The 22337-nt window shown below is 61.9% G+C and carries 24 protein-coding genes; 22 read left to right on the forward strand and 2 right to left on the reverse strand.

The genetic code is table 11. From position 1 onward, the window contains the following. The first annotated feature begins 11 nt into the window (after positions 1-11). From NKJ75_RS19415 to tgt, 4 genes are read left to right on the forward strand one after another with little or no spacing between them, the layout of a single operon-like run. The gene (locus tag NKJ75_RS19415; protein WP_023726680.1) at positions 12-461 is read left to right on the forward strand and encodes a DMT family transporter; all 450 of its coding nucleotides are present in this window, start codon (positions 12-14) and stop codon (positions 459-461) included. Continuing rightward, entirely contained in the window at positions 461-1549 is a 1089-nt protein-coding gene (gene queA / locus NKJ75_RS19420; RefSeq protein ID WP_352500049.1) for a tRNA preQ1(34) S-adenosylmethionine ribosyltransferase-isomerase QueA, read from the forward strand. Before NKJ75_RS19415 ends, queA begins: the two co-directional genes overlap by 1 nt. Continuing rightward, positions 1539-1808, forward strand: a complete 270-nt coding sequence (locus tag NKJ75_RS19425) for a hypothetical protein (protein WP_352500050.1) — start codon at positions 1539-1541, stop codon at positions 1806-1808. Before queA ends, NKJ75_RS19425 begins: the two co-directional genes overlap by 11 nt. After that, positions 1801-2931, forward strand: a complete 1131-nt coding sequence (gene tgt, locus NKJ75_RS19430; protein WP_352500051.1) for a tRNA guanosine(34) transglycosylase Tgt — start codon at positions 1801-1803, stop codon at positions 2929-2931. Before NKJ75_RS19425 ends, tgt begins: the two co-directional genes overlap by 8 nt. A 6-nt stretch (positions 2932-2937) precedes the next feature. Here the strand turns inward: tgt and NKJ75_RS19435 are convergent, their stop codons facing one another. After that, the gene (locus NKJ75_RS19435; protein ID WP_023684643.1) at positions 2938-3360 is read right to left on the reverse strand and encodes a DUF4864 domain-containing protein; all 423 of its coding nucleotides are present in this window, start codon (positions 3358-3360) and stop codon (positions 2938-2940) included. A gap of 193 nt (positions 3361-3553) precedes the next feature. Here NKJ75_RS19435 and NKJ75_RS19440 point away from each other — a divergent pair, with 193 nt between their 5' ends. From NKJ75_RS19440 to NKJ75_RS19525, 18 genes are all read left to right on the forward strand, one after another. Continuing rightward, on the forward strand, positions 3554-4165 hold the full coding sequence (locus tag NKJ75_RS19440) for a DsbA family protein (protein WP_023700783.1): 612 nt from the start codon (positions 3554-3556) through the stop codon (positions 4163-4165). Positions 4166-4233: 68 nt separating this feature from the next. Further along, entirely contained in the window at positions 4234-4470 is a 237-nt protein-coding gene (locus NKJ75_RS19445) for an Lrp/AsnC family transcriptional regulator (RefSeq protein ID WP_023670963.1), read from the forward strand. Between the two features lie 273 nt (positions 4471-4743). Continuing rightward, positions 4744-6156, forward strand: a complete 1413-nt coding sequence (locus NKJ75_RS19450; protein ID WP_352500052.1) for a circularly permuted type 2 ATP-grasp protein — start codon at positions 4744-4746, stop codon at positions 6154-6156. Between the two features lie 166 nt (positions 6157-6322). Then, positions 6323-7264: an alpha-E domain-containing protein gene (locus tag NKJ75_RS19455; RefSeq protein WP_023693403.1), complete on the forward strand. Its 942-nt coding sequence runs from the start codon at positions 6323-6325 to the stop codon at positions 7262-7264. Between the two features lie 85 nt (positions 7265-7349). Continuing rightward, positions 7350-8144, forward strand: a complete 795-nt coding sequence (locus NKJ75_RS19460) for a transglutaminase family protein (RefSeq protein ID WP_023819860.1) — start codon at positions 7350-7352, stop codon at positions 8142-8144. A gap of 32 nt (positions 8145-8176) precedes the next feature. Continuing rightward, complete coding sequence (locus NKJ75_RS19465; protein WP_023684646.1) at positions 8177-8908, forward strand: proteasome-type protease; 732 nt, start codon at positions 8177-8179, stop codon at positions 8906-8908. Between the two features lie 89 nt (positions 8909-8997). Continuing rightward, positions 8998-10413, forward strand: coding sequence for a pyridoxal phosphate-dependent decarboxylase family protein (locus NKJ75_RS19470; protein WP_023815793.1), 1416 nt, complete (start codon positions 8998-9000; stop codon positions 10411-10413). 14 nt (positions 10414-10427) lie between these two features. After that, a complete protein-coding gene (locus tag NKJ75_RS19475; RefSeq protein ID WP_023693406.1) occupies positions 10428-10874 on the forward strand; it encodes a hypothetical protein in 447 nt (148 codons plus the stop codon). Positions 10875-10989: 115 nt separating this feature from the next. Beyond that, positions 10990-11757 (forward strand): DeoR/GlpR family DNA-binding transcription regulator, encoded by a 768-nt coding sequence (locus NKJ75_RS19480; protein WP_023670971.1) that lies wholly within the window; start codon positions 10990-10992, stop codon positions 11755-11757. Between the two features lie 117 nt (positions 11758-11874). Beyond that, on the forward strand, positions 11875-13395 hold the full coding sequence (gene glpD, locus NKJ75_RS19485; protein WP_352500053.1) for a glycerol-3-phosphate dehydrogenase: 1521 nt from the start codon (positions 11875-11877) through the stop codon (positions 13393-13395). A 38-nt stretch (positions 13396-13433) separates the two neighbouring features. Next, positions 13434-14513 carry an ABC transporter ATP-binding protein gene (locus tag NKJ75_RS19490; protein WP_352500054.1) on the forward strand — a complete coding sequence of 360 codons (1080 nt, stop codon included), beginning with the start codon at positions 13434-13436 and terminating at the stop codon, positions 14511-14513. Between the two features lie 11 nt (positions 14514-14524). Next, positions 14525-15616, forward strand: a complete 1092-nt coding sequence (locus NKJ75_RS19495) for an ABC transporter ATP-binding protein (RefSeq protein ID WP_023730147.1) — start codon at positions 14525-14527, stop codon at positions 15614-15616. Next, positions 15617-16483, forward strand: a complete 867-nt coding sequence (locus NKJ75_RS19500) for a carbohydrate ABC transporter permease (protein WP_023670975.1) — start codon at positions 15617-15619, stop codon at positions 16481-16483. Between the two features lies 1 nt (position 16484). Beyond that, positions 16485-17399: a carbohydrate ABC transporter permease gene (locus tag NKJ75_RS19505; protein WP_023670976.1), complete on the forward strand. Its 915-nt coding sequence runs from the start codon at positions 16485-16487 to the stop codon at positions 17397-17399. Between the two features lie 67 nt (positions 17400-17466). Continuing rightward, on the forward strand, positions 17467-17754 hold the full coding sequence (locus tag NKJ75_RS19510) for a DUF2160 domain-containing protein (protein ID WP_023670977.1): 288 nt from the start codon (positions 17467-17469) through the stop codon (positions 17752-17754). A gap of 77 nt (positions 17755-17831) precedes the next feature. Beyond that, positions 17832-19559 (forward strand): ABC transporter substrate-binding protein, encoded by a 1728-nt coding sequence (locus NKJ75_RS19515; protein ID WP_023670978.1) that lies wholly within the window; start codon positions 17832-17834, stop codon positions 19557-19559. An 89-nt stretch (positions 19560-19648) separates the two neighbouring features. Then, positions 19649-21142: a glycerol kinase GlpK gene (glpK, locus tag NKJ75_RS19520; RefSeq protein WP_023806044.1), complete on the forward strand. Its 1494-nt coding sequence runs from the start codon at positions 19649-19651 to the stop codon at positions 21140-21142. Between the two features lie 6 nt (positions 21143-21148). Then, positions 21149-21640, forward strand: a complete 492-nt coding sequence (locus tag NKJ75_RS19525) for a DUF6882 domain-containing protein (protein ID WP_023746168.1) — start codon at positions 21149-21151, stop codon at positions 21638-21640. A gap of 90 nt (positions 21641-21730) precedes the next feature. Here NKJ75_RS19525 and NKJ75_RS19530 read toward each other — a convergent pair whose 3' ends face one another. Then, entirely contained in the window at positions 21731-22222 is a 492-nt protein-coding gene (locus NKJ75_RS19530) for a BA14K family protein (RefSeq protein WP_023734331.1), read from the reverse strand. Positions 22223-22337: the final 115 nt, after the last annotated feature.

Below are 22337 nucleotides of genomic sequence, written 5' to 3' on the forward strand. Positions count from 1 at the left end.
GACAAAGGACGATGATGGGCGTGGTCTGGTCGCTGCTCGGCATCCTGTCAGGCGCCTTCATCGCCGTCCAGGCGCCGATCAACTCGCAGCTGGCGCGCGGCCTGGGACTCCCGGTCGCGGCTGCTGCCTTCTCGTTCCTGTCGGGCGCGATCGTGCTTGGTATCATCTCCATTGCCGTTGTGCGGCTGCAGGACATCTCGCTCGACTGGAAGGCGCCGGCACCTTGGCTGTTCATCGCCGGCGGCATGCTCGGCGGTTTCTATGTCACCCTGTCGACCATTCTTACGCCGCGCATCGGTGCAGCCGCGTTGATGGCGTTCCTGGTTGCCGGCCAGCTCTTCGCCGGCATGCTGATCGACCGCGTCGGCTTCCTCGGCGTGGCGGTGCGCGAGATTTCGCTCGGCCGCATCGCCGGCGCGGTGCTGCTGTTGGCCGGAGCGCTGCTCGTCCGGCTCTACTGATGCGCGTCGACCTCTTCGACTTCGACCTGCCTGAGGAGCGCATCGCGCTTCGCCCGGCCGAGCCGCGCGACAGCGCCAGAATGCTGGTGGTCAGGCCGGGCGAGGGTCTTTCGGATCGCACGGTTGGCGACCTGCCGTCCTTGCTCAGGGCTGGCGATGTTCTGGTCTTCAACGACACCAAGGTCATTCCTGCCCAGTTAAGAGGCATCAGGCGGCGCGGCGAAGCGCAGGCGCAGGTCGACGCCACGCTGCATATGCGCATGGCGCCTGACCGCTGGCTGGCCTTCATGCGGCCGGGCAAGCGCGTCGCCGCCGGCGACCGCATCCATTTCGGCCATGACGGCAATTCCTGTTTTCTCGACCAACTCGACGCCACGGTGATCGAGAAGGGCGACGCCGGCGAGGCGTTGCTCGGCTTCGACCTCTCCGGCCCATTTCTCGACGAAGCGCTGCGCGCCGTCGGCCACATCCCGCTGCCCCCCTATATCGCCTCCAAGCGCGACGACGACGCACGCGACCTGACGGATTACCAGACAATCTATGCCAAGGAGGAGGGCGCAGTCGCTGCCCCCACCGCAGGCCTGCATTTTACGCCGGAGCTGTTTGCCGCGCTGGATGCAAAAGGCATCGAACGCCGCTTCGTCACCTTGCATGTCGGCGCCGGCACCTTCCTGCCGGTCAAGGCGGACGACACCGCTGACCACAAGATGCATGCCGAGACCGGCTCGGTCAGCGAAGCAACAGCCGACGCTCTGAATGGCGCCAAGGCGCGGGGCGGGCGCATCATCGCTGTCGGCACGACCTCGCTGCGCCTGCTGGAGAGCGCGGCACGGCCTGATGGCTCGCTGACCGCCTGGTCCGGCCCGACCGACATCTTCATCACGCCGGGCTATCGGTTCAAGACCGCCGACCTGCTGATGACCAATTTCCACCTGCCGCGTTCGACGCTATTCATGCTGGTTTCGGCTTTCAGCGGTCTGGATACGATGCGTGCGGCTTACGCGCATGCCATTGGGAACGATTACAGGTTCTATTCCTACGGAGACGCAAGCCTGCTTTATCGAGCGGAGATGAGCGATGGACGATGACCTGCAAGCTTTTGATCGCGAGAGCCTGATCGCCGAAGTGAAGAAATTGCGTGCCGGCATTCGCCAGCATCGCGATGCCACCGGCCACGATTTGTGCTGGCATCACCCCGATCTGTGGGATCTGTTGCCGGAAAAGACCGATCCATCGATTGCCGTGCCGCCCTGGCCGAGATTCATGCGCGGCTGCATCCACTACCGGCAGTCGCTCGACAGACAGGCGCCGGGCGCGCCTGTCCATGACAGGGAATTCAATGGCTGAGACATTCACCTTCAAGATCCTCGCCACCGACGGCAAGGCGCGGCGCGGTTCCATCACCATGCCGCGCGGCGAAATCCGCACGCCGGCCTTCATGCCGGTCGGCACCGGCGGCACGGTCAAGGCCATGTATATGGACCAGGTGCGCGGCGTCGGCGCCGACATCATCCTGGGCAATACCTATCATCTGATGCTGCGCCCCGGCGCCGAGCGCGTGGCGCGGCTTGGTGGGTTGCATGAATTCGCCCGCTGGCCGCAGCCGATCCTGACCGACAGTGGCGGTTTTCAGGTCATGTCGCTGTCGAAGCTCAGAAAATTGACCGAGAAGGGCGTCACCTTTCGCTCGCACATTGACGGCGCTGCCTACGAGATGTCGCCGGAGCGCTCGATCGAGATCCAGGGCCTGCTCGATTCCGACATCCAGATGCAGCTCGACGAATGCACAGCGCTGCCGGCCGACCTCAAGCAGATCGAGCGCGCGATGGAGCTGTCGCTGCGCTGGGCCGAGCGCTGCAAGACAGCGTTCGGCGATCAGCCCGGCAAGGCGATGTTCGGCATCGTCCAGGGTGGCGACAACGCAGCTCTCAGGGTGCGTTCGGCGCAGGCGCTGAGCGCGATGGAGCTGAAGGGCTATGCGGTCGGCGGCCTGGCCGTCGGCGAACCGCAAGCGGTGATGCTGGATATGCTGGAGATCACCTGTCCGGAATTGCCTGACGACAAGCCTCGATATCTCATGGGCGTCGGCACGCCGGACGACATCATGAAATCGGTGGCGCGCGGCATCGACATGTTCGACTGCGTCATGCCGACCCGCGCCGGCCGCCATGGCCTGGCTTATACCAGGCGCGGCAAGGTCAATCTCAAGAATGCCCGCCACGCGGACGATCCGCGGCCGCTGGATGAGGAGAGCGACTGCCCAGCCGCGCGCGACTACTCACGCGCCTATCTGCACCATCTCGTGCGCTCGCAAGAGGCGCTGGGGGCGATGCTTCTGACCTGGAACAACCTGTCCTACTATCAGAAGCTGATGCAGGACATTCGCGCCGCGATCGAGGCCCGGGCCTTTGAGGCGCGCACATCAGACATTTCAGAGGGATGGGCGAGGGGCGATATTCCGGTGCTATAAGCACATCTAGGTGCTGAGCGAATTCGCTGCGCGCAAGCTGCAGCCGGTGATTTGAAAGCTGCCGTCGGGCTGCTGTTCCAGCGTGTAGACCGCCTCATAGTCCTTGCCGTCGGGCCCAACGATCAGCACTTGCTGGATTAGCGAAGTTGGCCCCATCTGCTCGACCTTGCCGAAGGAATAGCTCTGCGGCTGGCGCACCGGCGGATAGCCGTTGGTCACCATGTTCATGAAGGTGTCGACGGTCGGAAAGATGCGCTTCACATTTGGAGCGGCGAAACTGTACGCCTTGGCGCCATCATTGGCGATGAGCGCCTTCAACTGACCATCGATGACGGCCTGGCCGGCCTTGACTTCGGCGTCGCCGGCAAGGGCTGCCGACACGAACAACGCGAACAGCAATGAAACAACTGCGAATGCGGTGCGGCGCATGGCCTGTCTCCATTGTCCCCCAACAAAACCTGTCCCGGGACGCATCATACCATACGCTTTGCGGAGCCTCACGGTTTCAGCAACCGCAATATTCGCCACGCAAGTGCCACATGATCATGCTTAAGCCTCCTTTAACGCGGGGCGCGCATCGTAGGGACGGGTGGGGACCCGTTCGCGCAACCAGGGGACGACCATGTTCAAGCAGCCGATCGACCGGCGCCTTTTGCTGAAGGGCGCGGCAAGCCTCGCAGTTTTGGCCCCCTTGCCCGCCTGGGCAAGCACTGGGCCGACCGTCACGGAAGTCGCCTTTGATCCCGCCATTCCAGCGCTCGGCAACCCCGATGGCGACGTCACCATCGCCGAATTCGTCGACTATCAGTGCCCGATCTGCAAGCTCGTCTTCGTCGAACTGAAGAAGTTGATGGAAGAGGACAGCGGCGTTCGGCTTGTGATGAAGGACTGGCCGATCTTCGGCGACGTGTCGCGCGACGCGGCGCGGGTGACGCTGCTGAGCGGCGAACACTATGGCGCGGCGGTCGATGCGCTGATGACCAACCAGCGCGGCCTTTCGGAACGCCGCACCAACGACATCCTTTCTTCCGTCGGTGTCGATGTGGCGATGGTGCGTGCCGACCTCGCCATCCGTGAACCCGATATCGACGCTGCCCTTGTCCGCACCGAAGTCCAGGCGACGGCGTTCAAGCTGCGCGGCACGCCAGCCCTGGTCATCGGCGGCAACTTGTATCGGCGCGGCATGCCGGTGTCCGAACTGAGACAAGCCGTCGCCAAGGCGCGCTCGGCCTGATGCTTGAAAGCCGGGCGGCAGTCTGCCACAAGGGCCGCTTGTGTGCTGAAGCTTGATCGGGACCGGCAATGAAGACGTTTTTCATGCAGATAAAGTGCGATCTGGGCAAGTCCTACGAGGTCGCCAGCGCGCTCGCCGATGCCGAAATCGCCTCGGAAATCTACTCGACCGCCGGCAATTACGACCTGCTTGCCAAATTCTACGTCGACGACGAGGAAGATGTTGGTCACTTCGTCAACGAGAAGGTACAGATTATTCCCGGAATCAAGGACACCTTCACGGTCGTCACTTTCCGCGCTTTCTAAAGCAATTCCAGGAAAAGTGTGAAGCGGTTTTCCGTCCGGAATTGCGTCGAAGCAAAAAGCCATGGCAGGTCGCCGTTGCCATGAAACGGTGAACTGCTATGGCCGCATCAGGCACTTGCCCGGCGACAAGGCAGAGCCTGATTAAGGTCCCGTTCCGACTGCCCGAATTTTGGGCAGTCGAAACATACTGATCGCCGATATCCTCCAAATCACCGATTGCGCTTGATTTTCTCCCGCGACGCCAGTGAAATGGCGTCACAGGGGAGTATGCGATTGGCAGCGTTCGATGAAATGCTTCCGGAAGTTTCCGGGCTGAGACAACCGTATACGGCTTACGACCGCTGGCTGAAGGAGCAGGATCCGGCCAGGCTTACCGAAAAGATGCAGGACGCCGAGCGCGTCTTCCGCAAGACCGGCATTACCTTCGCCGTCTATGGCGAGCAGGAAGCCTCCGAGCGGCTGATCCCCTTCGACATCGTGCCGCGCATCATCTCCGGCAATGAATGGCGAAGGCTGACGCAAGGCATCGAGCAGCGCGTGCAGGCGCTGAACGCTTTCCTCGACGACATTTACCACCGCCAGGAAATCCTGCGCGCCGGCCGCGTGCCGAGGGAGCTGATCGCCAGGAACGAGGCGTTCCTGCCGGAAATGATCGGAGTGCGGCCACCGGCCGGCGTCTACACCCACATTATCGGCGTCGATATCGTCCGGATCTCGGAGAACGAGTTCTACGTGCTGGAGGACAATGCGCGCACGCCGTCGGGGGTCTCCTACATGCTGGAGAACCGCGAGACGATGATGCAGCTCTTTCCCGAGCTGTTCCAGCAGATCAAGGTGCGGCCGGTGGAGAATTATCCGCAATTGCTGCGCAAGTCGCTGGCGGCAGTGCGGCCGCAAAGCACCAAGGGCGCACCGACCATTGCCGTGCTGACGCCGGGCAGCTTCAACTCCGCCTATTTCGAACATGCCTTCCTCGCCGACCAGATGGGCGTGCAACTGGTCGAAGGCCAGGATCTGCGCGTTGTAGACGGCCACGTCGCTATGCGCACGACCGAAGGCTACAAGCAGATCGACGTGCTTTACCGGCGCGTCGACGATTCCTTCCTCGATCCGCTGACCTTCCGGCCGGACTCGGCCCTTGGCGTGCCCGGCATCATGGACGTCTACCGCGCCGGCAACATCACCATCGCCAACGCGCCGGGAACCGGCATCGCCGACGACAAGGCGATTTATTCCTACATGCCCGACATCGTCGAGTTCTACACCGGCCGCAAGGCCATCCTCGGCAACATCCCGACCTGGCGCTGCTCGGAGCCCGACAGCCTGAAATACGTGCTCGAACACATCCATGAGCTGGTCATCAAGGAAGTGCACGGCTCCGGCGGCTACGGCATGCTGGTCGGCCCGGCTGCGACCAAGAAGGAATGCCAGGATTTCGCCAAGAAGCTGCAGGCGAAGCCCTCCAACTACATCGCCCAGCCGACGCTGGCGCTGTCGACTTGCCCGATCCTGACCGAAAAAGGCCTGTCGCCGCGCCATGTCGATCTCAGGCCCTATGTTCTGGTCTCCGACCGAATCCAGATCGTTCCCGGCGGCTTGACGCGGGTGGCGCTGAAGGAGGGGTCGTTGGTCGTGAATTCCTCGCAAGGCGGCGGCACGAAGGATACGTGGGTGTTGGACGATTAGGTAGGGAATAGGGCAGTAGGCAATAGGCAGTAGGCAGTAGGCAGTAGGCAGTAGGCAGTAGGCAGTAGGCAGTAGAGGGACAAGAAATGCCATATTCCACAGAGATTCAAATGCTTACTAATCCCTACTCACTATTCCCTACTCACTAGCCCGAAGGCCACTTCACATGCTTCTCGGCCGCACCGCCAACGGGCTCTACTGGATGAACCGCTATATCGAGCGGGCGGAAAACATGGCGCGTCTGGTCGATGCCGGCCTTCGCATGGCTCTGACCCGCACCCAGAGCGCGTCGGAAGAGTGGAATTCGGTGCTGCTCAGCGCCGGCTCCGACGTCACCTTCACGCAGAAATACAAGGACTATACCGCCGCCAACGTCGCCGACTTCCTGCTGCGCGACACCTCGAACCCGTCGAGCACGATGTCGGCGATCGAGACCGCTCGCAACAATGCCCGCATGGTGCGCACCGCGCTGACGCGCGAGACCTGGGAGAGCATCAACGAAGCCTGGATGGCCCTGAAGCGCATGCTGGCAAAGCCGATCGACGAGCGCGACCTGCCGAGTGTGCTCGACGCCATCAAACGCGAGACGGCGCTGATCCGCGGCTCGTTCTACGGCACGATGCTGCGCAACGAGATCTTCGACTTCTCGCAGCTCGGCACCTATGTCGAGCGGGCCGACAACACGGCACGCATCCTCGACGTGAAATACTACGTGCTGCTGCCGTCGATCTCCTGGGTCGGCTCGAGCCTCGACAACTACCAGTGGGAATCGATCCTGCGCTCGGTGTCGGCGCACCGTTCCTATCGCTGGGTCTATGAGGCCGACTACAAACCGACCAATATTGCCGACTATCTGATCCTCAATGTGCGCATGCCGCGTTCGCTGACCTTCTGTTATCGTTTTCTCGCCGAGCATCTGAAGTTCCTGGGCGACGACTATGGCGACCGTCATGCCTGCCACGCCACCGTCGACAGGACACAGGCGATGCTGCAGGCAGGGTCGATCAAGGACATATTCGACGCCGGCCTGCACGAATTCCTGGCCAGGTTCATTCAAGACAACACCAAGCTTGGCGAAGAGATCGCACAAGATTACCGGTTCAATTGAGCATGATCGCGAACCGGAGGGCCGCGCTAGCGACAAGTGGGACCCGGTTTTCGGATAAGATCATGCTTACAAACGGAAAATAGGCATGCGGCTCAAGATCACCCACCGTACCGAATACCGCTACGACGCGCCGGTGCACTATCTGTTGCAGCGGCTACGCCTGTTACCGGTCAGTGGCCCGACGCAGACCGTGCTGTCCTGGGCGCTGAAGATCGAGGGCGCGCGCGAGGAAGTCCGCTTTAACGACCATTTCGGCAACGATAACAGGCTGTTGAGCGTCGAGGGCGAGCGCGACTTCATCACCGTCGAGGCCTCCGGCGAGGTTGTCACGCGCGACACAGCGGGCGTCTCGGGTCCGCATCACGGCTTTGCGCCGCTGTGGCTGTTCAGCCAGGAGACAGCTTTGACCATCCCCGGCGGGGGCATAAGCGAGCTTGCCGCGGCGGTCGGCAAAGGTACCGACATCGAAAGGCTGCATCGGCTGATGGCGCTGATCGTCGAGCGCGTCGCCTACACGCCGGGCACCACCAGCGTGACGACCCCGGCGGAAGAGGCATTGGCGCTGAAGACCGGCGTTTGCCAGGATCACAGCCACATCTTTGTCACCGCAGCCCGCGTCATGGGTTTTCCGGCCCGCTATGTCAGTGGCTATCTGATGATGGATGCGGCCATCGAGCAGGCGGCAAGCCATGCCTGGGCCGAAGCCCATGTTCAGGGTCTCGGCTGGGTCGCCTTCGACGCCGCCAACGGCATTTCCCCCGATGAACGCTATGTCAGGGTAGCCACCGGCCGTGATTATCGCGACGCCTCGCCGGTGTCGGGAATTCGACTGGGACAGGCGGAGGAACAGCTTGCAGTCACCGTCACGGTAGAGCAGTAGTCTCCGGCAAGATTGCTGCCTGAAGAGATTCCATGACTTATTGCGTCGGCCTCAAGATCGATCGTGGGCTCGTGTTCATGTCGGACACGCGCACCAATGCAGGGATGGATTCGATCTCCACTTTCAAGAAGATGCATGTCTGGGAAGAGCCAGGCGAGCGCGTCATCGTACTGATGTCGGCCGGCAATCTGGCTACGACTCAGGCCGTGGTCAGCCTGCTCGACGAGCGCACCAAGGCGGTGGCGGAACGCCACGCCACGCTGCTCGAGACCCCATCCATGTACCAGACGGTGCGGCTGGTCGGCGACACCGTCAAGGAAGTCATCGCCAGCTCGTCGCCTGCCGGCGAAAAGGCGGATTCCTATTTCAACGCCTCCTTCATCCTCGGCGGCCAGATCAAGGGCAGCCCGCCACGGCTGTTCATGATCTATCCCGAGGGCAATTTCATCGAATCGACCGACGACACGCCGTTCTTCCAGATCGGCGAGACCAAATACGGCAAGCCGATCATCATCCGTGCCTATGAAAGGACGATGAGCCTGGCTGAAACGGTCAAGCTCTTGCTGGTATCGTTCGATTCGACGCTGAAATCGAACCTGTCCGTCGGCCTGCCTCTCGACCTGCTGTTCCTGGAGGAGGACACGTTCACGGTGGGTTTGAAAAAGCGCATCGGCCAGGACGATCGATATTATCGTGCTATTTCCGAAGGCTGGTCGAACGCGTTGAAGACGGCCTTTGCCAGCCTGCCGGATTTTCCGGGGTAGCGCGGGAACCTTCGTCGCGGTTGCCTGTCTCTATTTAACATGTTAATCAAAATTCAAACGGCTGGCTGATCGGCGCGTCGGGAGGATCCATGGACAACGAGCAATTCCGCGACTGGTCGAGGCGCGCCGCCGACTGGGGCGCTGATTACCGCGCCGGCCTTCGCGATCGGCCCGTGCGACCTGCCATAGCGCCGGGCGAGATCTTCAGGAGCATCGAAGCTTCTCCGCCGGAGGCCGCGGAATCGATGGAGACGATCTTCGCCGATTTCGAAGCCAAGATCGTGCCCGGCATGACGCATTGGCAGCATCCGCGTTTCTTTGCTTATTTCCCGGCCAATGCAGCACCCGTCTCGGTGGTTGCCGAATATCTGGTCTCTGCGATGGCCGCGCAGTGCATGCTGTGGCAGACTTCGCCGGCGGCGACAGAGCTTGAGACGCGCATCGTCGACTGGATGCGCCAGGCGCTCGGCCTGCCCGAAGGCTTTTCCGGCGTGATCCAGGACTCCGCATCATCGGCGACGCTGGCCGCCGTGTTGACCATGCGCGAGCGCACGCTCGACTGGCAGGGCAACAAGAAGGGTCTTTCCGGGCAGGGCAGGCTGCGCGTCTATTCCTCCGACCAGGTGCACACCTCGATCGACCGCGCCATCTGGGTCGCCGGCATTGGCGAGGAAAACCTCGTCCGCATTCCCGTCGCCGGCACCTACCGCGCCATGGATACCGCGGCTTTGGAAGCGGCGATTGTTGCCGACCGCGCGGCCGGCCTATTGCCGGCCGGCATCATCGCGTGCGTCGGCGGCACCAGCACCGGCGGCACCGACGACATCGCTGAAGTGGCCGCGGTGGCCAAACGCCAGGGGCTCTATCTGCATATCGACGCCGCCTGGGCCGGATCGGCGATGATCTGTCCGGAATACCGGCATTTCTGGACCGGTGTCGAGGGCGCGGACTCGATCGTCTTCAACCCGCACAAATGGCTGGGCGCGCAATTCGACTGCTCGATCCAGTTCGTCCGCCAGCCGGAGGATCTCGTGCGCACGCTGGCGATCAAGCCGGACTATCTGAAAACTCGCGGCCATGACGGCATCATCAACTACTCCGAATGGTCGGTGCCTCTCGGCCGTCGCTTCCGGGCGCTGAAGCTGTGGTTCCTGCTGCGCGCCCATGGCCTCGAGGCGCTGCGCACCATGATCCGCAATCACGTCGCCTGGAGCGAAGGCATAGCAGCGCGCCTGGCCGAGGAGGAGGATTTCGAGCTCGCCAGCCAGCCGATGCTGTCGCTGTTCTCGTTCCGGCATCGCGCCACATCCGGCGCTGACTGCGACGAGCACAATCTGCGTCTGGTCGACGCCATCAACAATGACGGCCGTATCTACCTGACGCAGACGCGTGTCGATGGGCGGGTCGCCATCCGCTTCCAGGCAGGCCAGTTCGAGACAACCGCGGCCGATGTCGATACCGCCTTCACTGTCATCTGCGAGTGTGCAAGATCCCCGAAGGACTGACAGGGATTGCCCGGGTGGTTGCCGCCGCCGGGGCAAGCCAGCAAGGACTTGCGAGCAAGCATATGGCCGGAAGGGCTGAAGGGGTTAGCCAGAATCTGACGGGCGTCTGGAGCGGGCGCTATTTCTATCCGCGCGAACTGCCGCCGGTTTCCTTCGTTGCAACGCTGATCGAGACGGCAACCAGCTTGACGGGGATGACCCACGAACCGGCGGCGACCAGCACGGCAAGATACGCAAGCCTGCAGGGGCAGCGAGAGGGCAACGCCGTCTCCTTTACCAAGACATACGACAAGGCCGAATTGAAGGCGCACCCGATTCACTACAGCGGCATCATCAACGGTGATGCAACCGAGATCAAAGGCACTTGGCGGATCCCGGGATACTGGTCCGGCAATTTCCTGATGATCCGCTCGCCAGGTAAAGTCGCGGCTGTCACCCGCAAGGTGGCGGAGCGGGTCTGAGCCGTATCTGCCCGGTTCGCCTTTGCAATCATCGATATTTCATTAGCCGGCGTCTCCCTTTTCATTGCTTTCGTTTTCAGCTACAAACAAGAAAAACGAAAACGGGAGGTTCTCAGTGTATTTGTCGCCGCGCCATGCCGAGATCATCCAGATGGCGAAGGACCATGGCCGTGTGCTGGTCGATGACCTCGCCACGCATTTCAACGTGACGCCACAGACCATCCGCAAGGACCTCAACGATCTCTGCGACCAGCGGCTGCTGACGCGCATCCATGGCGGGGCCCTGTTCCCGTCCGGCATCGAGAACATGGAGTATGAGGCGCGCCGCAAGATTGCCGCCGACGAGAAGGAGGCCATCGGCCGCGCGGCGGCCAGGCTGATACCCGACAACGCCTCCCTGTTCATCAACATCGGCACCACGACCGAGTCGGTCAGCAAGGCGCTGCTCGACCATACCGGGCTGATGGTCATCACCAATAATATCAATGTTGCCAACAGGATGCGCATCTATCCTTCGATCGAGGTGGTAATCGCCGGCGGCGTCGTGCGCGGCTCCGACGGCGGCGTTGTCGGCGAGGCCGCGGTCGATTTCATCAGGCAGTTCAAGGTCGACTATGCGGTGATCGGCGCCTCGGCCATCGACCATGACGGCGCGTTGCTCGATTTCGACTTTCGCGAAGTGAAAGTGGCGCAAGCCATCATCGCCAATGCCAGGCATGTCATCCTGGTCTCCGACCAGACCAAGTTCGAACGCACCGCGCCGGTTCGCATCGGCCATCTCTCGCAAGTCAACACCTTCATCACCGACCGTTGCGACATCCCGTCGGTGCGTAAGATCTGCGAGGAAGCGGAGGTTCAATTGATCGAAACGTCGCTCGGCTAGGCTATCGATCACGGTCCCGTTACATTTCGTTTGACATTCGTTCTTATTTCGAAATAATCCCGATACGGTTTCGTAACAACTCAAAAATGCTGCAACGCGAAATCGCGGGAGGGATTTGTGGACGCAGTCCGTGACATCTTCGTCATCGGTGGCGGCATCAATGGCTGCGGCATCGCCCGCGACGCCGTTGGGCGGGGCTTTTCGGTATTTCTCGCCGAGATGAACGATCTTGCCAGCGGAACCTCCTCCGGCTCGACCAAGCTGATCCACGGCGGTCTGCGCTACCTCGAATTCTACGAGTTCCGGCTGGTGCGCGAGGCGCTGATGGAGCGCGAGGTTCTGTGGAAGAACGCGCCGCACATCATCTGGCCGATGCGCTTCGTGCTGCCCTATGCCAAGGGCCTGCGCCCGGCCTGGCTGATCCGGCTCGGCCTGTTCCTCTACGATCATATTGGTGGCCGCAAATTGCTGCCGGCGACCCGGACACTGGACATGTCCAAGGATCCGGCGGGCAAGCCGCTGAAGCCGCTGTTTCACAAGGCCTTCGAGTACTCGGACGGCTGGGTCAACGATGCCCGGCTGGTGGTGTTGAACGCGCGTGACGCCGCCGACCGCGGCGCCACCATCCGCACCCGCACGAAAGTCGTCGGGGCGCGGCGCGAAGGCGATCTGTGGGCGATCCGCGTGGAAGACGTGCGGACGGGAGATGCCGACGAGGTCAAGGCCCGGCTGCTGGTCAATGCCGCCGGTCCATGGGTCGACCACGTCCTGTCGACCACCGTGGGCCAGAACGACGTGCACAATGTGCGCCTGGTGCAGGGCAGTCATATCGTCATCAAAAAGAAATTCGATGATCCGCGCGCCTACTTCTTCCAGAACAAGGACGGGCGCATCATCTTCGCCATCCCTTACGAGGAAGAATTTACGCTGATCGGCACCACCGATCGCGACTATCCCGGCGATCCGCATGACGTGAAGATCAGCGACACCGAGATCGACTATCTCTGCGCGGCGGCGAGCGAATATTTTGCTGAAGCCGTGACGCGCCCCGACATCGTCTGGACCTATTCGGCCGTGCGCCCGCTCTACGACGACGGCGCTTCGAAGGCGCAGGAAGCGACCCGCGACTATGTGTTGAAAGCCGATGGCGGCGAGGGCAAGGCGCCGATCGTCAACGCTTTCGGCGGCAAGATCACCACCTACCGCCGGCTGTCGGAATCGATGCTGGAAAAGATCGAAGGTTTTCTCGGCAAGCGCGGCAAGCCGTGGACGGCGAACGCGCCCTTGCCAGGCGGCGATTTCCCGGCCACCGGTTTCGACGCCCAGGTGGCGAAGCTGAAGAGCGCCTATCCTTTCCTCGACCAGCGCCTGGCGCGTCGGTTGACCAGGCTTTACGGCACGCGCGCGCAAGTGTTGCTCGGCCTCGCCAGGTCGAACGCCGATCTCGGCCGCAATTTCGGCGCCGATCTCTATGAGGCCGAGGTACGCTACCTCTGCGAAAACGAATGGGCGCTGACCGCCGAAGATGTATTGTGGCGTCGCACCAAGCGCGGTCTGCATCTCAGCCGCGAACAGGCCTCGGCGCTTGACGAATTCATGCGCGGCATAAGCCGGCGCCATGTCGCGGCAGCGGAATAGGGAAGGCGATTGATGCACAAAGCCTGGGAGGAGGCATCATGCTGGAACTGAGAAACGTGACGAAGATGGTCGGCGCGGTGGAGCATATCCGCGACGTGTCGCTGACGCTTCAGCACGGCTCGCTCAACGTTTTGCTCGGGCCGACACTGTCGGGCAAGACCAGTCTGATGCGGCTGATGGCCGGACTCGACGTGCCGACCACCGGTTCGGTCTGGTTCGACGGCCAGAATGTCACCGGCATGCCGGTGCAGCAGCGCAAGATCGCCATGGTCTATCAGCAGTTCATCAACTACCCCGCGATGACCGTCTACGAGAACATCGCCTCGCCGTTGCGCGTCGCCGGCACCGACCAGGCCAAGATCGACAAGGAAGTCCGCAACGCGGCAGGGCTTCTGAAGCTCACACCCTATCTCGACCGCACGCCGCTCAGCCTGTCCGGCGGCCAGCAGCAGCGTACGGCGCTGGCCCGCGCCATCGTCAAGAATGCCAGCCTGGTGCTGCTCGACGAGCCGCTCGCCAATCTCGACTACAAATTGCGCGAGGAGCTGCGCGCCGAACTGCCCAAGATATTTGCCGCCGCCGGCACCATTTTCGTCTACGCCACGACCGAGCCGCATGAAGCCTTGCTGCTCGGCGGCAATACGGCGACGCTGTCCGAGGGGCGGATCACCCAATTCGGGCCGACCATCGACGTCTTCCGCAAGCCGATCGACCTGGTGACGGCGAAAACCTTTGCCGATCCGCCGCTCAACACCATCCTGCTGGCCAAGAAAGGTCCCGATTTCCTTCTCGAGGGCGGCGTCAAGCTGCCGGTACCGGCCGAACTCGCCGGCATTTCCGACGCCAACTACACGATCGGCTTCCAGCCGCATCATCTGTCGCTCGAGCGGCCCAACGCTGCCGCCGTGCCGGTGCGCGCCAAGGTGACGATCACCGAGATCACCGGCTCGGAAAGCTTCATCCATCTCGATTTCGCCGATGCGCGCTGGGTCATGCTGACCCACGGCATCCGCGATTTCGAGCCCGACGCCGAGATCGAGGTGTTTATCGATCCGCGCCACATCATGGTCTTCGACAGCAACGGCAGCGCCGTCGCCGCGCCGAAGCTTGCGGCCTGAGGGGGGGAGAGATGGCGCGCATCGACGTCAACCATGTCAGGCACTCCTACCTGCCCAATCCGCAGAAGGATGCCGATTTTGCGCTGCGGGAAGTGCACCACACATTCGAGGATGGCGGCGCCTACGCGCTGCTTGGGCCTTCGGGTTGCGGCAAGACCACGCTGCTCAACATCATTTCGGGACTTTTGCACCCCTCGCACGGTGAGTTGCTGTTCAACGGCAAGGACGTCACCAATCTGTCGACGCAGGAGCGCAACATCGCGCAGGTGTTCCAGTTCCCGGTCATCTACGACACCATGACCGTTTACGACAATCTTGCCTTCCCGCTGCGCAACCGCGGCGTGCCGGAGGCCGATGTCGACCGCAAGGTGCGCGAGACGCTGGAGATGATCGACCTGGCGTCGTGGGCGAAGAAGAAGGCGAGGGGCCTGACCGCCGACCAGAAGCAGAAGATCTCGCTCGGCCGCGGCTTGGTGCGCTCGGATGTCAATGCTATCCTGTTCGACGAACCGCTGACTGTTATCGATCCGCACATGAAGTGGGTGCTGCGCTCGCAGTTGAAGCAACTGCACCGCCGCTTCGGCTACACCATGGTCTATGTCACCCATGACCAGACCGAGGCGCTGACCTTCGCCGACCAGGTCGTCGTCATGTATGATGGCGGCATCGTCCAGATCGGCACGCCGGCTGAATTGTTCGAGCGCCCGCGCCACACATTCGTTGGTTACTTCATCGGCTCGCCCGGCATGAACGTCATGCCGGTGGCGATCGACGGCAAGACCGCGACCATTGGCAGCCAACGCATCGAGCTGCCCGGCGCGCCAAAGACCGCCGCTGGGAGCTCCGGCGCCATCGAACTCGGCATCCGCCCCGAATATGTCAGGCTCGGCCGTGACGGCATGGCGGTTAAAATCAGCAAGGTCGAGGATCTCGGCCGCCACAAGGTGGTGCGCGCCAGCCTCGAAGGCCGCGAGATCGCTGCCGTCATCGGCGAGGACGAGAGCGTGCCGGCCGACCCAAAGGTTCGCTTCGATCCGGCCGGCATCAACATCTATGCCGATTCCTGGCTGGTTGAGATGGGGCGTGTCGAGATGGGGGCATAGATGGAAAAGACCTGGAACAACAAGGCCTGGTTCCTGGTGCTGCCGGTGCTGGTGCTGGTGGCGTTCTCGGCCGTCATTCCGCTGATGACGGTCGTCAACTATTCGGTGCAGGACACCTTCGGCAACAACGTCTTCTTCTGGGCAGGCACCCAGTGGTTCGAGGAACTGCTGTCGTCCAGCCGCTTCTGGGAAGCGATGGTGCGCAACCTGATCTTCTCCTTCATCATTCTGGCCATCGAAGTGCCGCTCGGCATATTCATCGCGCTCAACATGCCGAAGAAGGGCTGGGGCGTGCCGGTCTGCCTGGTGCTTATGTCGTTGCCGCTGCTCATTCCGTGGAACGTTGTCGGCACCATCTGGCAGGTCTTCGGCCGCAACGACATCGGCCTGCTCGGCTACTACGTCAACGCGCTCGGCATCGACTACAATTACGTTCAGGATCCGTTCGACGCCTGGGTCACCATCATCATCATGGACGTCTGGCACTGGACCAGCCTTGTCGTGCTGCTCTGCTATGCCGGCCTGGTTTCGATCCCGGATGCCTTCTACCAGGCGGCCAAGATCGACGGCGCCTCGCGCTGGGCGGTGTTCCGTTATATCCAGCTGCCGAAGATGCAGCGTGTGCTTTTGATCGCCGTGCTGTTGCGCTTCATGGATAGCTTCATGATCTACACCGAGCCCTTCGTCGTCACCGGCGGCGGCCCCGGCAACTCGACCACCTTCCTGTCGATCGACCTCGTCAAGACCGCGCTCGGCCAGTTCGACCTCGGTCCGGCGGCCGCCATGTCGCTGGTCTACTTCCTGATCATCCTGTTGTTGTCATGGGTGTTCTACACCGTGATGACCAACTACGACGCGGAGCGCTGAGATGAGCGGCGCCAACGAAAGAGCCGACAGAGTGAGCGAAACCACCGCTTCGGGAAAATTGGCGAGCACGCTTTCGCAGGATCAGGTCGCCCGGCTGATGCGCAAGCGCGGCGAGGAATCGCGCTGGTGGTGGATCGTGCCGACGATCTACATCATCGTGCTTCTGCTGCCGATCTACTGGCTCATCAACATGAGCTTCAAGACCAATGCCGAGATCGTCTCCTCGCTGACGCTCTATCCGCATCAGCCTACGATCGCCAACTACGTCACTATCTTCACCGATGCGTCCTGGTATTCGGGCTACATCAACTCGATCACCTATGTTGTCATGAACATGGTGATTTCCGTGGCTGCGGCGCTGCCGGCGGCCTACGCCTTTTCGCGCTACCGCTTCCTCGGCGACAAGCATCTGTTCTTCTGGCTGCTGACCAACCGCATGGCGCCGCCGGCAGTGTTCGCGCTGCCGTTCTTCCAGCTCTATTCGGCTTTCGGCCTGATCGACACCCACATCGCTGTGGCGCTGGCGCACTGCCTGTTCAACGTGCCGCTGGCGGTGTGGATCCTCGAAGGCTTCATGTCGGGCGTGCCCAAAGAGATCGACGAAACAGCCTATATCGACGGCTACTCCTTCCCGCGCTTCTTCGTCAGGATATTCATGCCGCTGATCGCCAGTGGCATCGGTGTCGCCTGCTTCTTCTGCTTCATGTTCTCATGGGTCGAGCTTTTGATCGCTCGCACGCTGACGACCACCGATGCCAAGCCCATCGCCGCCACCATGACCCGCACCGTTTCGGCCGCCGGCATGGATTGGGGCCTGCTCGCTGCCGCCGGCGTGCTGACGCTGATCCCCGGCGCGCTCGTCATCTGGTTTGTCCGCAACTACATCGCCAAGGGCTTCGCCCTGGGGAGGGTGTGATGAAACAAAAGCACGGGTTCACCCTCACCACCACCGCCAAGGGCTTTGCCCTGGGGAGGGTGTCACCATGAATCTCGACCTCACCTGGATGGCGTGGACGTGGCCGACGGCGGCGTTCTTCGGCACCATTCTTCTGCTGCTGTGCGGCATGGCGTTTTGGGAATTTGCCTCGCCGGGCGGCAATCCGCGCGTCGGCATCCTGCGCTTCGAGACGACGCGCGGCGACCGTCTTTTTCTGTCGCTGCTTGGCAGCGCCTTTATCCATCTCGCTTGGCTGGGTCTTGTCGGATCCAACCTGTGGTGGGCTCTCGCTCTCTCCGTGGTCTACGCCGTCGGCGTGTTCCGCTACGTATAGAGGGGGAAACTGTTGGAGCGACCGCGTGCCGGCGGCCGTTCCAGATCACACTTGAAACCTAAATGTGGAGGAAACCTATGCGACGGCAATTTTTAACATCAACAACTGCCCTTGTCCTGTTGCTCGGGGTAGGCAACGCCTACGCCGGAATGGATGAGGCCAAGGCGTTTCTGGACAAGGAAATCGGCCCGCTGTCGACGCTCGACCGCGCCGGCCAGGAAGCAGAAATGCAGTGGTTCATCGATGCCGCGAAGCCTTTCGCCGGCATGGACATCAAGGTCGTGTCCGAAACCATCGCCACCCACCAGTATGAATCGCAGGTGCTGGCGCCCGCCTTTACCGCCATCACCGGCATCAAGATCACGCATGACGTCATCCAGGAAGGCGACGTCGTCGAGAAGATCCAGACCCAGATGCAGACCGGCCAGAACCTCTATGACGGCTGGGTCAACGATTCCGACCTGATCGGCACCCACTGGCGCTACCAGCAGGTCCGCAACCTGACCGACTGGATGGCGGGCGAGGGCAAGGACGTTACCAATCCGAACCTCGACCTGAAGGATTTTATCGGCACCTCCTTCACCACCGCGCCGGACAAGAAGCTCTATCAGCTGCCCGACCAGCAGTTCGCCAACCTCTACTGGTTCCGTTATGACTGGTTCAACGACGAGAAGAACAAGGCCGACTTCAAGGCGAAATACGGCTACGACCTCGGCGTTCCCGTCAACTGGTCGGCCTATGAGGACATCGCCGAGTTCTTCACCGGCCGCGAGATCGACGGCAAGAAGGTCTATGGCCACATGGACTACGGCAAGAAGGACCCGTCGCTCGGCTGGCGCTTCACCGACGCCTGGCTGTCGATGGCCGGCAACGGCGACAAGGGCCTGCCGAACGGCCTGCCGGTCGACGAATGGGGCATCAAGGTCAACGAGAAATCACAGCCGGTCGGCTCCTGCACGGCGCGCGGCGGCGACACCAACGGCCCGGCTGCCGTCTACTCGATTCAGAAATACCTCGACTGGCTGAAGGCCTACGCTCCGGCCGAAGCCCAGGGCATGACGTTCTCCGAATCCGGCCCGGTGCCGGCACAGGGTGCGGTCGCGCAGCAGATATTCTGGTACACCGCCTTCACCGCTTCGATGGTCGACGCCGGCGCCAAGGCGGTGCTGAACGACGACGGTACGCCGAAGTGGCGCATGGCCCCGTCGCCGCATGGCGTCTACTGGAAGGACGGCATGAAGCTCGGCTATCAGGACGTGGGTTCCTGGACGCTGATGAAGTCGACGCCGACCGACCGCGCCAAGGCCGCCTGGCTCTACGCGCAGTTCGTGACCTCGAAGACGGTCGACGTGAAGAAGAGCCATGTCGGCTTGACCTTCATCCGCGAAAGCACGATCCACGACAAGAGCTTCACCGAACGTGCGCCGAAGCTCGGTGGTCTGATCGAGTTCTACCGCTCGCCGGCCCGCGTTCAGTGGTCGCCGACCGGCACCAACGTGCCCGATTATCCGAAGCTGGCACAGCTCTGGTGGCAGGCGATCGGCGATGCCTCGTCCGGCGCCAAGACGGCGCAGGAAGCCATGGACTCGCTCTGCGCCGAGCAGGAAAAAGTCATGACCCGCATCGAGAAGTCGGGCGTCCAGGGCGATATCGGCCCGAAGATGGCCGAAGAGCATGACCTCGCCTACTGGAACGCCGACGCGGTCAAGAACGGCAATCTCGCGCCTCAGCTGAAGATCGAGAACGAGAAGGAAAAGCCGATCACCATCAACTACGACGAACTGGTGAAGAGCTGGCAGAAGTAATCTTGGCGTACGCGCCAGGATCATAGTGAACGGGGAGGCGGCATCTTGCCGTCTCCCCTGTTTGTATAGGCGAGCTACCGGGAGGACTAATGACCGGATACATCCTTGCAATCGACCAGGGTACGACATCGACCAGGGCGATCCTGTTCGACGGCGCGATGAAGGTCGCCGGCAGCAAGCAGCAGGAATTCACGCAGCATTATCCTGCCTCCGGCTGGGTGGAGCATGATCCGGAAGAGATCTGGGCAAGCGTCGTCGCGACGGTCAAAGGCGCGCTGAAGGCCGCCGGCCGCGAGGCCTCGGATGTGGCGGCGATCGGCATCACCAACCAGCGCGAAACCGTCGTCATCTGGGACAAGGCGACCGGCAAGCCGATCCACAATGCCATCGTCTGGCAGGACCGCCGCACCGCGCCGCTGTGCCAGAAGCTGAAAAAACACGGCCTGGAGAAAAAGTTCACCAAAAAGACCGGCCTGCTGCTCGATCCCTATTTCTCCGGCACCAAGATCGCCTGGATGCTGGACAAGGTAAACGGTGCGAGAAAGCGCGCCGAAAAGGGCGAACTGCTCGCCGGCACTATCGACAGTTTTTTGATCTGGCGGCTGACCGGCGGCAAGGTGCATGCGACGGATGCCACCAACGCCTCGCGCACGCTGGTCTATAACATCGAGAAAAATGTCTGGGACGACGAGCTGCTCTCCATCCTGCGCATCCCGGTGGCGATGCTGCCTGAGGTCAAGGATTGCGCCGACGACTACGGCGTGACGGAAAAAAGCCTGTTTGGCGCCGAAATCAAAATCCTTGGCGTGGCCGGCGATCAGCACGCAGCGACCATCGGCCAGGCCTGTTTCGAGCCAGGCATGATGAAATCGACCTATGGCACCGGCTGCTTTGCGCTGCTCAACACCGGCGCCGATCTGGTGCGCTCGAAGAACCGGCTGTTGACCACCATCGCCTATCGGCTGAACGGCAAGACCACCTATGCCTTGGAAGGCTCGATCTTCATCGCCGGTGCCGCCGTGCAATGGCTGCGCGACGGCATCAAGGTGATCGGCAAGGCCGAGCATAGCGGCGTTTTGGCTGCAACCGCCGACCCCACGCAGAACGTCTATCTGGTGCCGGCTTTCGTCGGTCTCGGCGCGCCGCATTGGGACGCCGAAGCGCGTGGCGCGATCTTCGGGCTGACGCGCAACTCAGGCCCGGCGGAGTTTGCCCGCGCGGCGCTTGAATCCGTCGCCTACCAGACGCGCGATCTCCTCGACGCCATGCGCAAGGACTGGAAGGGGGCATCGGCCAAAACCGTGCTTCGCGTCGACGGCGGCATGGTGGCCTCCGACTGGACCATGCAGCGGCTGGCCGATATCCTCGATGCCCCGGTCGATCGCCCGACCATTCTGGAGACGACGGCGCTGGGCGCAGCGTGGCTTGCCGGCTCGAAGGCGGGTGTGTTGCCGAAGGCGAAGGATTTTGCCAGGAGTTGGGCGCTCGAGCGCCGCTTCAAGCCGGACATGGATGCCACGGTGCGTTCGGCAAAACTGGCCGGCTGGCGCGATGCGGTGCGCCGGACGCTGAGCGTACGGTAGTAAATCGTGGCGGGGGAAGGGGATGAATCCACACTGGTATGTCGCCTGGCGCGACGAGGCTGTCGAACAATTGGATGCAAAGAATGCACGCTTGCAGCAGGCGTTCCGATCGGCAGTTGGCCTCGCTATGACTATGATCTGACAGAAGGAAAGCTTCTGTTCTCGGACAACGGCATCACCAAGGTCGTCGCCGAAATCCAAATCGCCGGATCGACGAGTGCCAAGGCCAGCAACTGGCTCTGGGCTTGGGCAAATTCAAACCTGCCTGGCGAACTGCTTGCCGACGCAAAGCTGGTTCGGTCATTCGGACAGGAGCATTCCATTGATGAGCTGGCTCAATCCTATGCGATAGATTTGAACAACGACCTGGAAGTGCTCGGCTGGAAGACGACCGCAGTTGCGGTTCGAATCTGCAACGGCCTCGGCCCATACCGTTCTCCGCGTGGTGAAGGCGGAGCCCTGTATCTGATCTTCAAGAGCGTCAATTGGGCCAGCTAATCCGCCGCGCCCGTACCCAAGCAACCTACGGAAAAGCCCGCGCCGTTTCCGGCGCGGGCTTTTCTACACAACACTTGGTACCAACTCAGCTCAATAGGGCGAATTGCACTGCCGACGCGGGCCGTAATTGGGCTGGAATGTGTTGTCCGAAGCGCGGTACGACCGATAGCGGTCGTAGCACCACTGCACATGGGCATCGCCGCGGTTGTTCTCGCTGTTGACGATCGCGCCGGTGATCAGGGCGCCGGTGGCGAAGGCAGCCAGCGGGAACCAGTAGTCGCCGTGACGGCGATAGCCGCGGTGATATTCGCGATAGCCGCGATGGCCATTCCAATAGCTGCCGCCATCATTGTTGCGCGAGAACTGGCGGCCTACGCGGAAATCGCGATTGCCGGAATTGCGGTTGCCATGGCGCATCCACCGCCAGTTGTCATGACGAGAATCGCCCACATTCACGATGTCGGACGAAGTTGCTGATGACTGGGGCACGAACATCTGGGCGGCATTGGCCGGCATAGCGGCGGCCGCGGCAAACGAAATTGACAGGGTGGTCGCCAGTAGACCCGTTGCGATCTTGTTCATGATCTTCTCCTTGAAGGGTGGTTGACGTCCCTTGTGAGACGAAAACGGCCCGCTCGTGCGATGGTTCCCACCAAAACAGTAAGTTGCTGATTTGTAATGTTTCTCGAATTTGGCG

This window comes from Mesorhizobium sp. M0058, assembly GCF_040323095.1.
In the GTDB taxonomy this organism is placed as follows: domain Bacteria; phylum Pseudomonadota; class Alphaproteobacteria; order Rhizobiales; family Rhizobiaceae; genus Mesorhizobium.

Bases quoted from the DNA above. Each gene is read 5' to 3' on its own strand.
- NKJ75_RS19415 (WP_023726680.1), top strand. From the start codon at position 12: ATGATGGGCGTGGTCTGGTCGCTGCTCGGCATCCTGTCAGGCGCCTTC.
- queA (WP_352500049.1), top strand. From the start codon at position 461: ATGCGCGTCGACCTCTTCGACTTCGACCTGCCTGAGGAGCGCATCGCG.
- NKJ75_RS19425 (WP_352500050.1), top strand. From the start codon at position 1,539: ATGGACGATGACCTGCAAGCTTTTGATCGCGAGAGCCTGATCGCCGAA.
- tgt (WP_352500051.1), top strand. From the start codon at position 1,801: ATGGCTGAGACATTCACCTTCAAGATCCTCGCCACCGACGGCAAGGCG.
- NKJ75_RS19435 (WP_023684643.1), bottom strand. From the start codon at position 3,360: ATGCGCCGCACCGCATTCGCAGTTGTTTCATTGCTGTTCGCGTTGTTC.
- NKJ75_RS19440 (WP_023700783.1), top strand. From the start codon at position 3,554: ATGTTCAAGCAGCCGATCGACCGGCGCCTTTTGCTGAAGGGCGCGGCA.
- NKJ75_RS19445 (WP_023670963.1), top strand. From the start codon at position 4,234: ATGAAGACGTTTTTCATGCAGATAAAGTGCGATCTGGGCAAGTCCTAC.
- NKJ75_RS19455 (WP_023693403.1), top strand. From the start codon at position 6,323: ATGCTTCTCGGCCGCACCGCCAACGGGCTCTACTGGATGAACCGCTAT.
- NKJ75_RS19460 (WP_023819860.1), top strand. From the start codon at position 7,350: ATGCGGCTCAAGATCACCCACCGTACCGAATACCGCTACGACGCGCCG.
- NKJ75_RS19465 (WP_023684646.1), top strand. From the start codon at position 8,177: ATGACTTATTGCGTCGGCCTCAAGATCGATCGTGGGCTCGTGTTCATG.
- NKJ75_RS19470 (WP_023815793.1), top strand. From the start codon at position 8,998: ATGGACAACGAGCAATTCCGCGACTGGTCGAGGCGCGCCGCCGACTGG.
- NKJ75_RS19490 (WP_352500054.1), top strand. From the start codon at position 13,434: ATGCTGGAACTGAGAAACGTGACGAAGATGGTCGGCGCGGTGGAGCAT.
- NKJ75_RS19495 (WP_023730147.1), top strand. From the start codon at position 14,525: ATGGCGCGCATCGACGTCAACCATGTCAGGCACTCCTACCTGCCCAAT.
- NKJ75_RS19500 (WP_023670975.1), top strand. From the start codon at position 15,617: ATGGAAAAGACCTGGAACAACAAGGCCTGGTTCCTGGTGCTGCCGGTG.
- NKJ75_RS19505 (WP_023670976.1), top strand. From the start codon at position 16,485: ATGAGCGGCGCCAACGAAAGAGCCGACAGAGTGAGCGAAACCACCGCT.
- NKJ75_RS19510 (WP_023670977.1), top strand. From the start codon at position 17,467: ATGAATCTCGACCTCACCTGGATGGCGTGGACGTGGCCGACGGCGGCG.
- NKJ75_RS19515 (WP_023670978.1), top strand. From the start codon at position 17,832: ATGCGACGGCAATTTTTAACATCAACAACTGCCCTTGTCCTGTTGCTC.
- glpK (WP_023806044.1), top strand. From the start codon at position 19,649: ATGACCGGATACATCCTTGCAATCGACCAGGGTACGACATCGACCAGG.
- NKJ75_RS19530 (WP_023734331.1), bottom strand. From the start codon at position 22,222: ATGAACAAGATCGCAACGGGTCTACTGGCGACCACCCTGTCAATTTCG.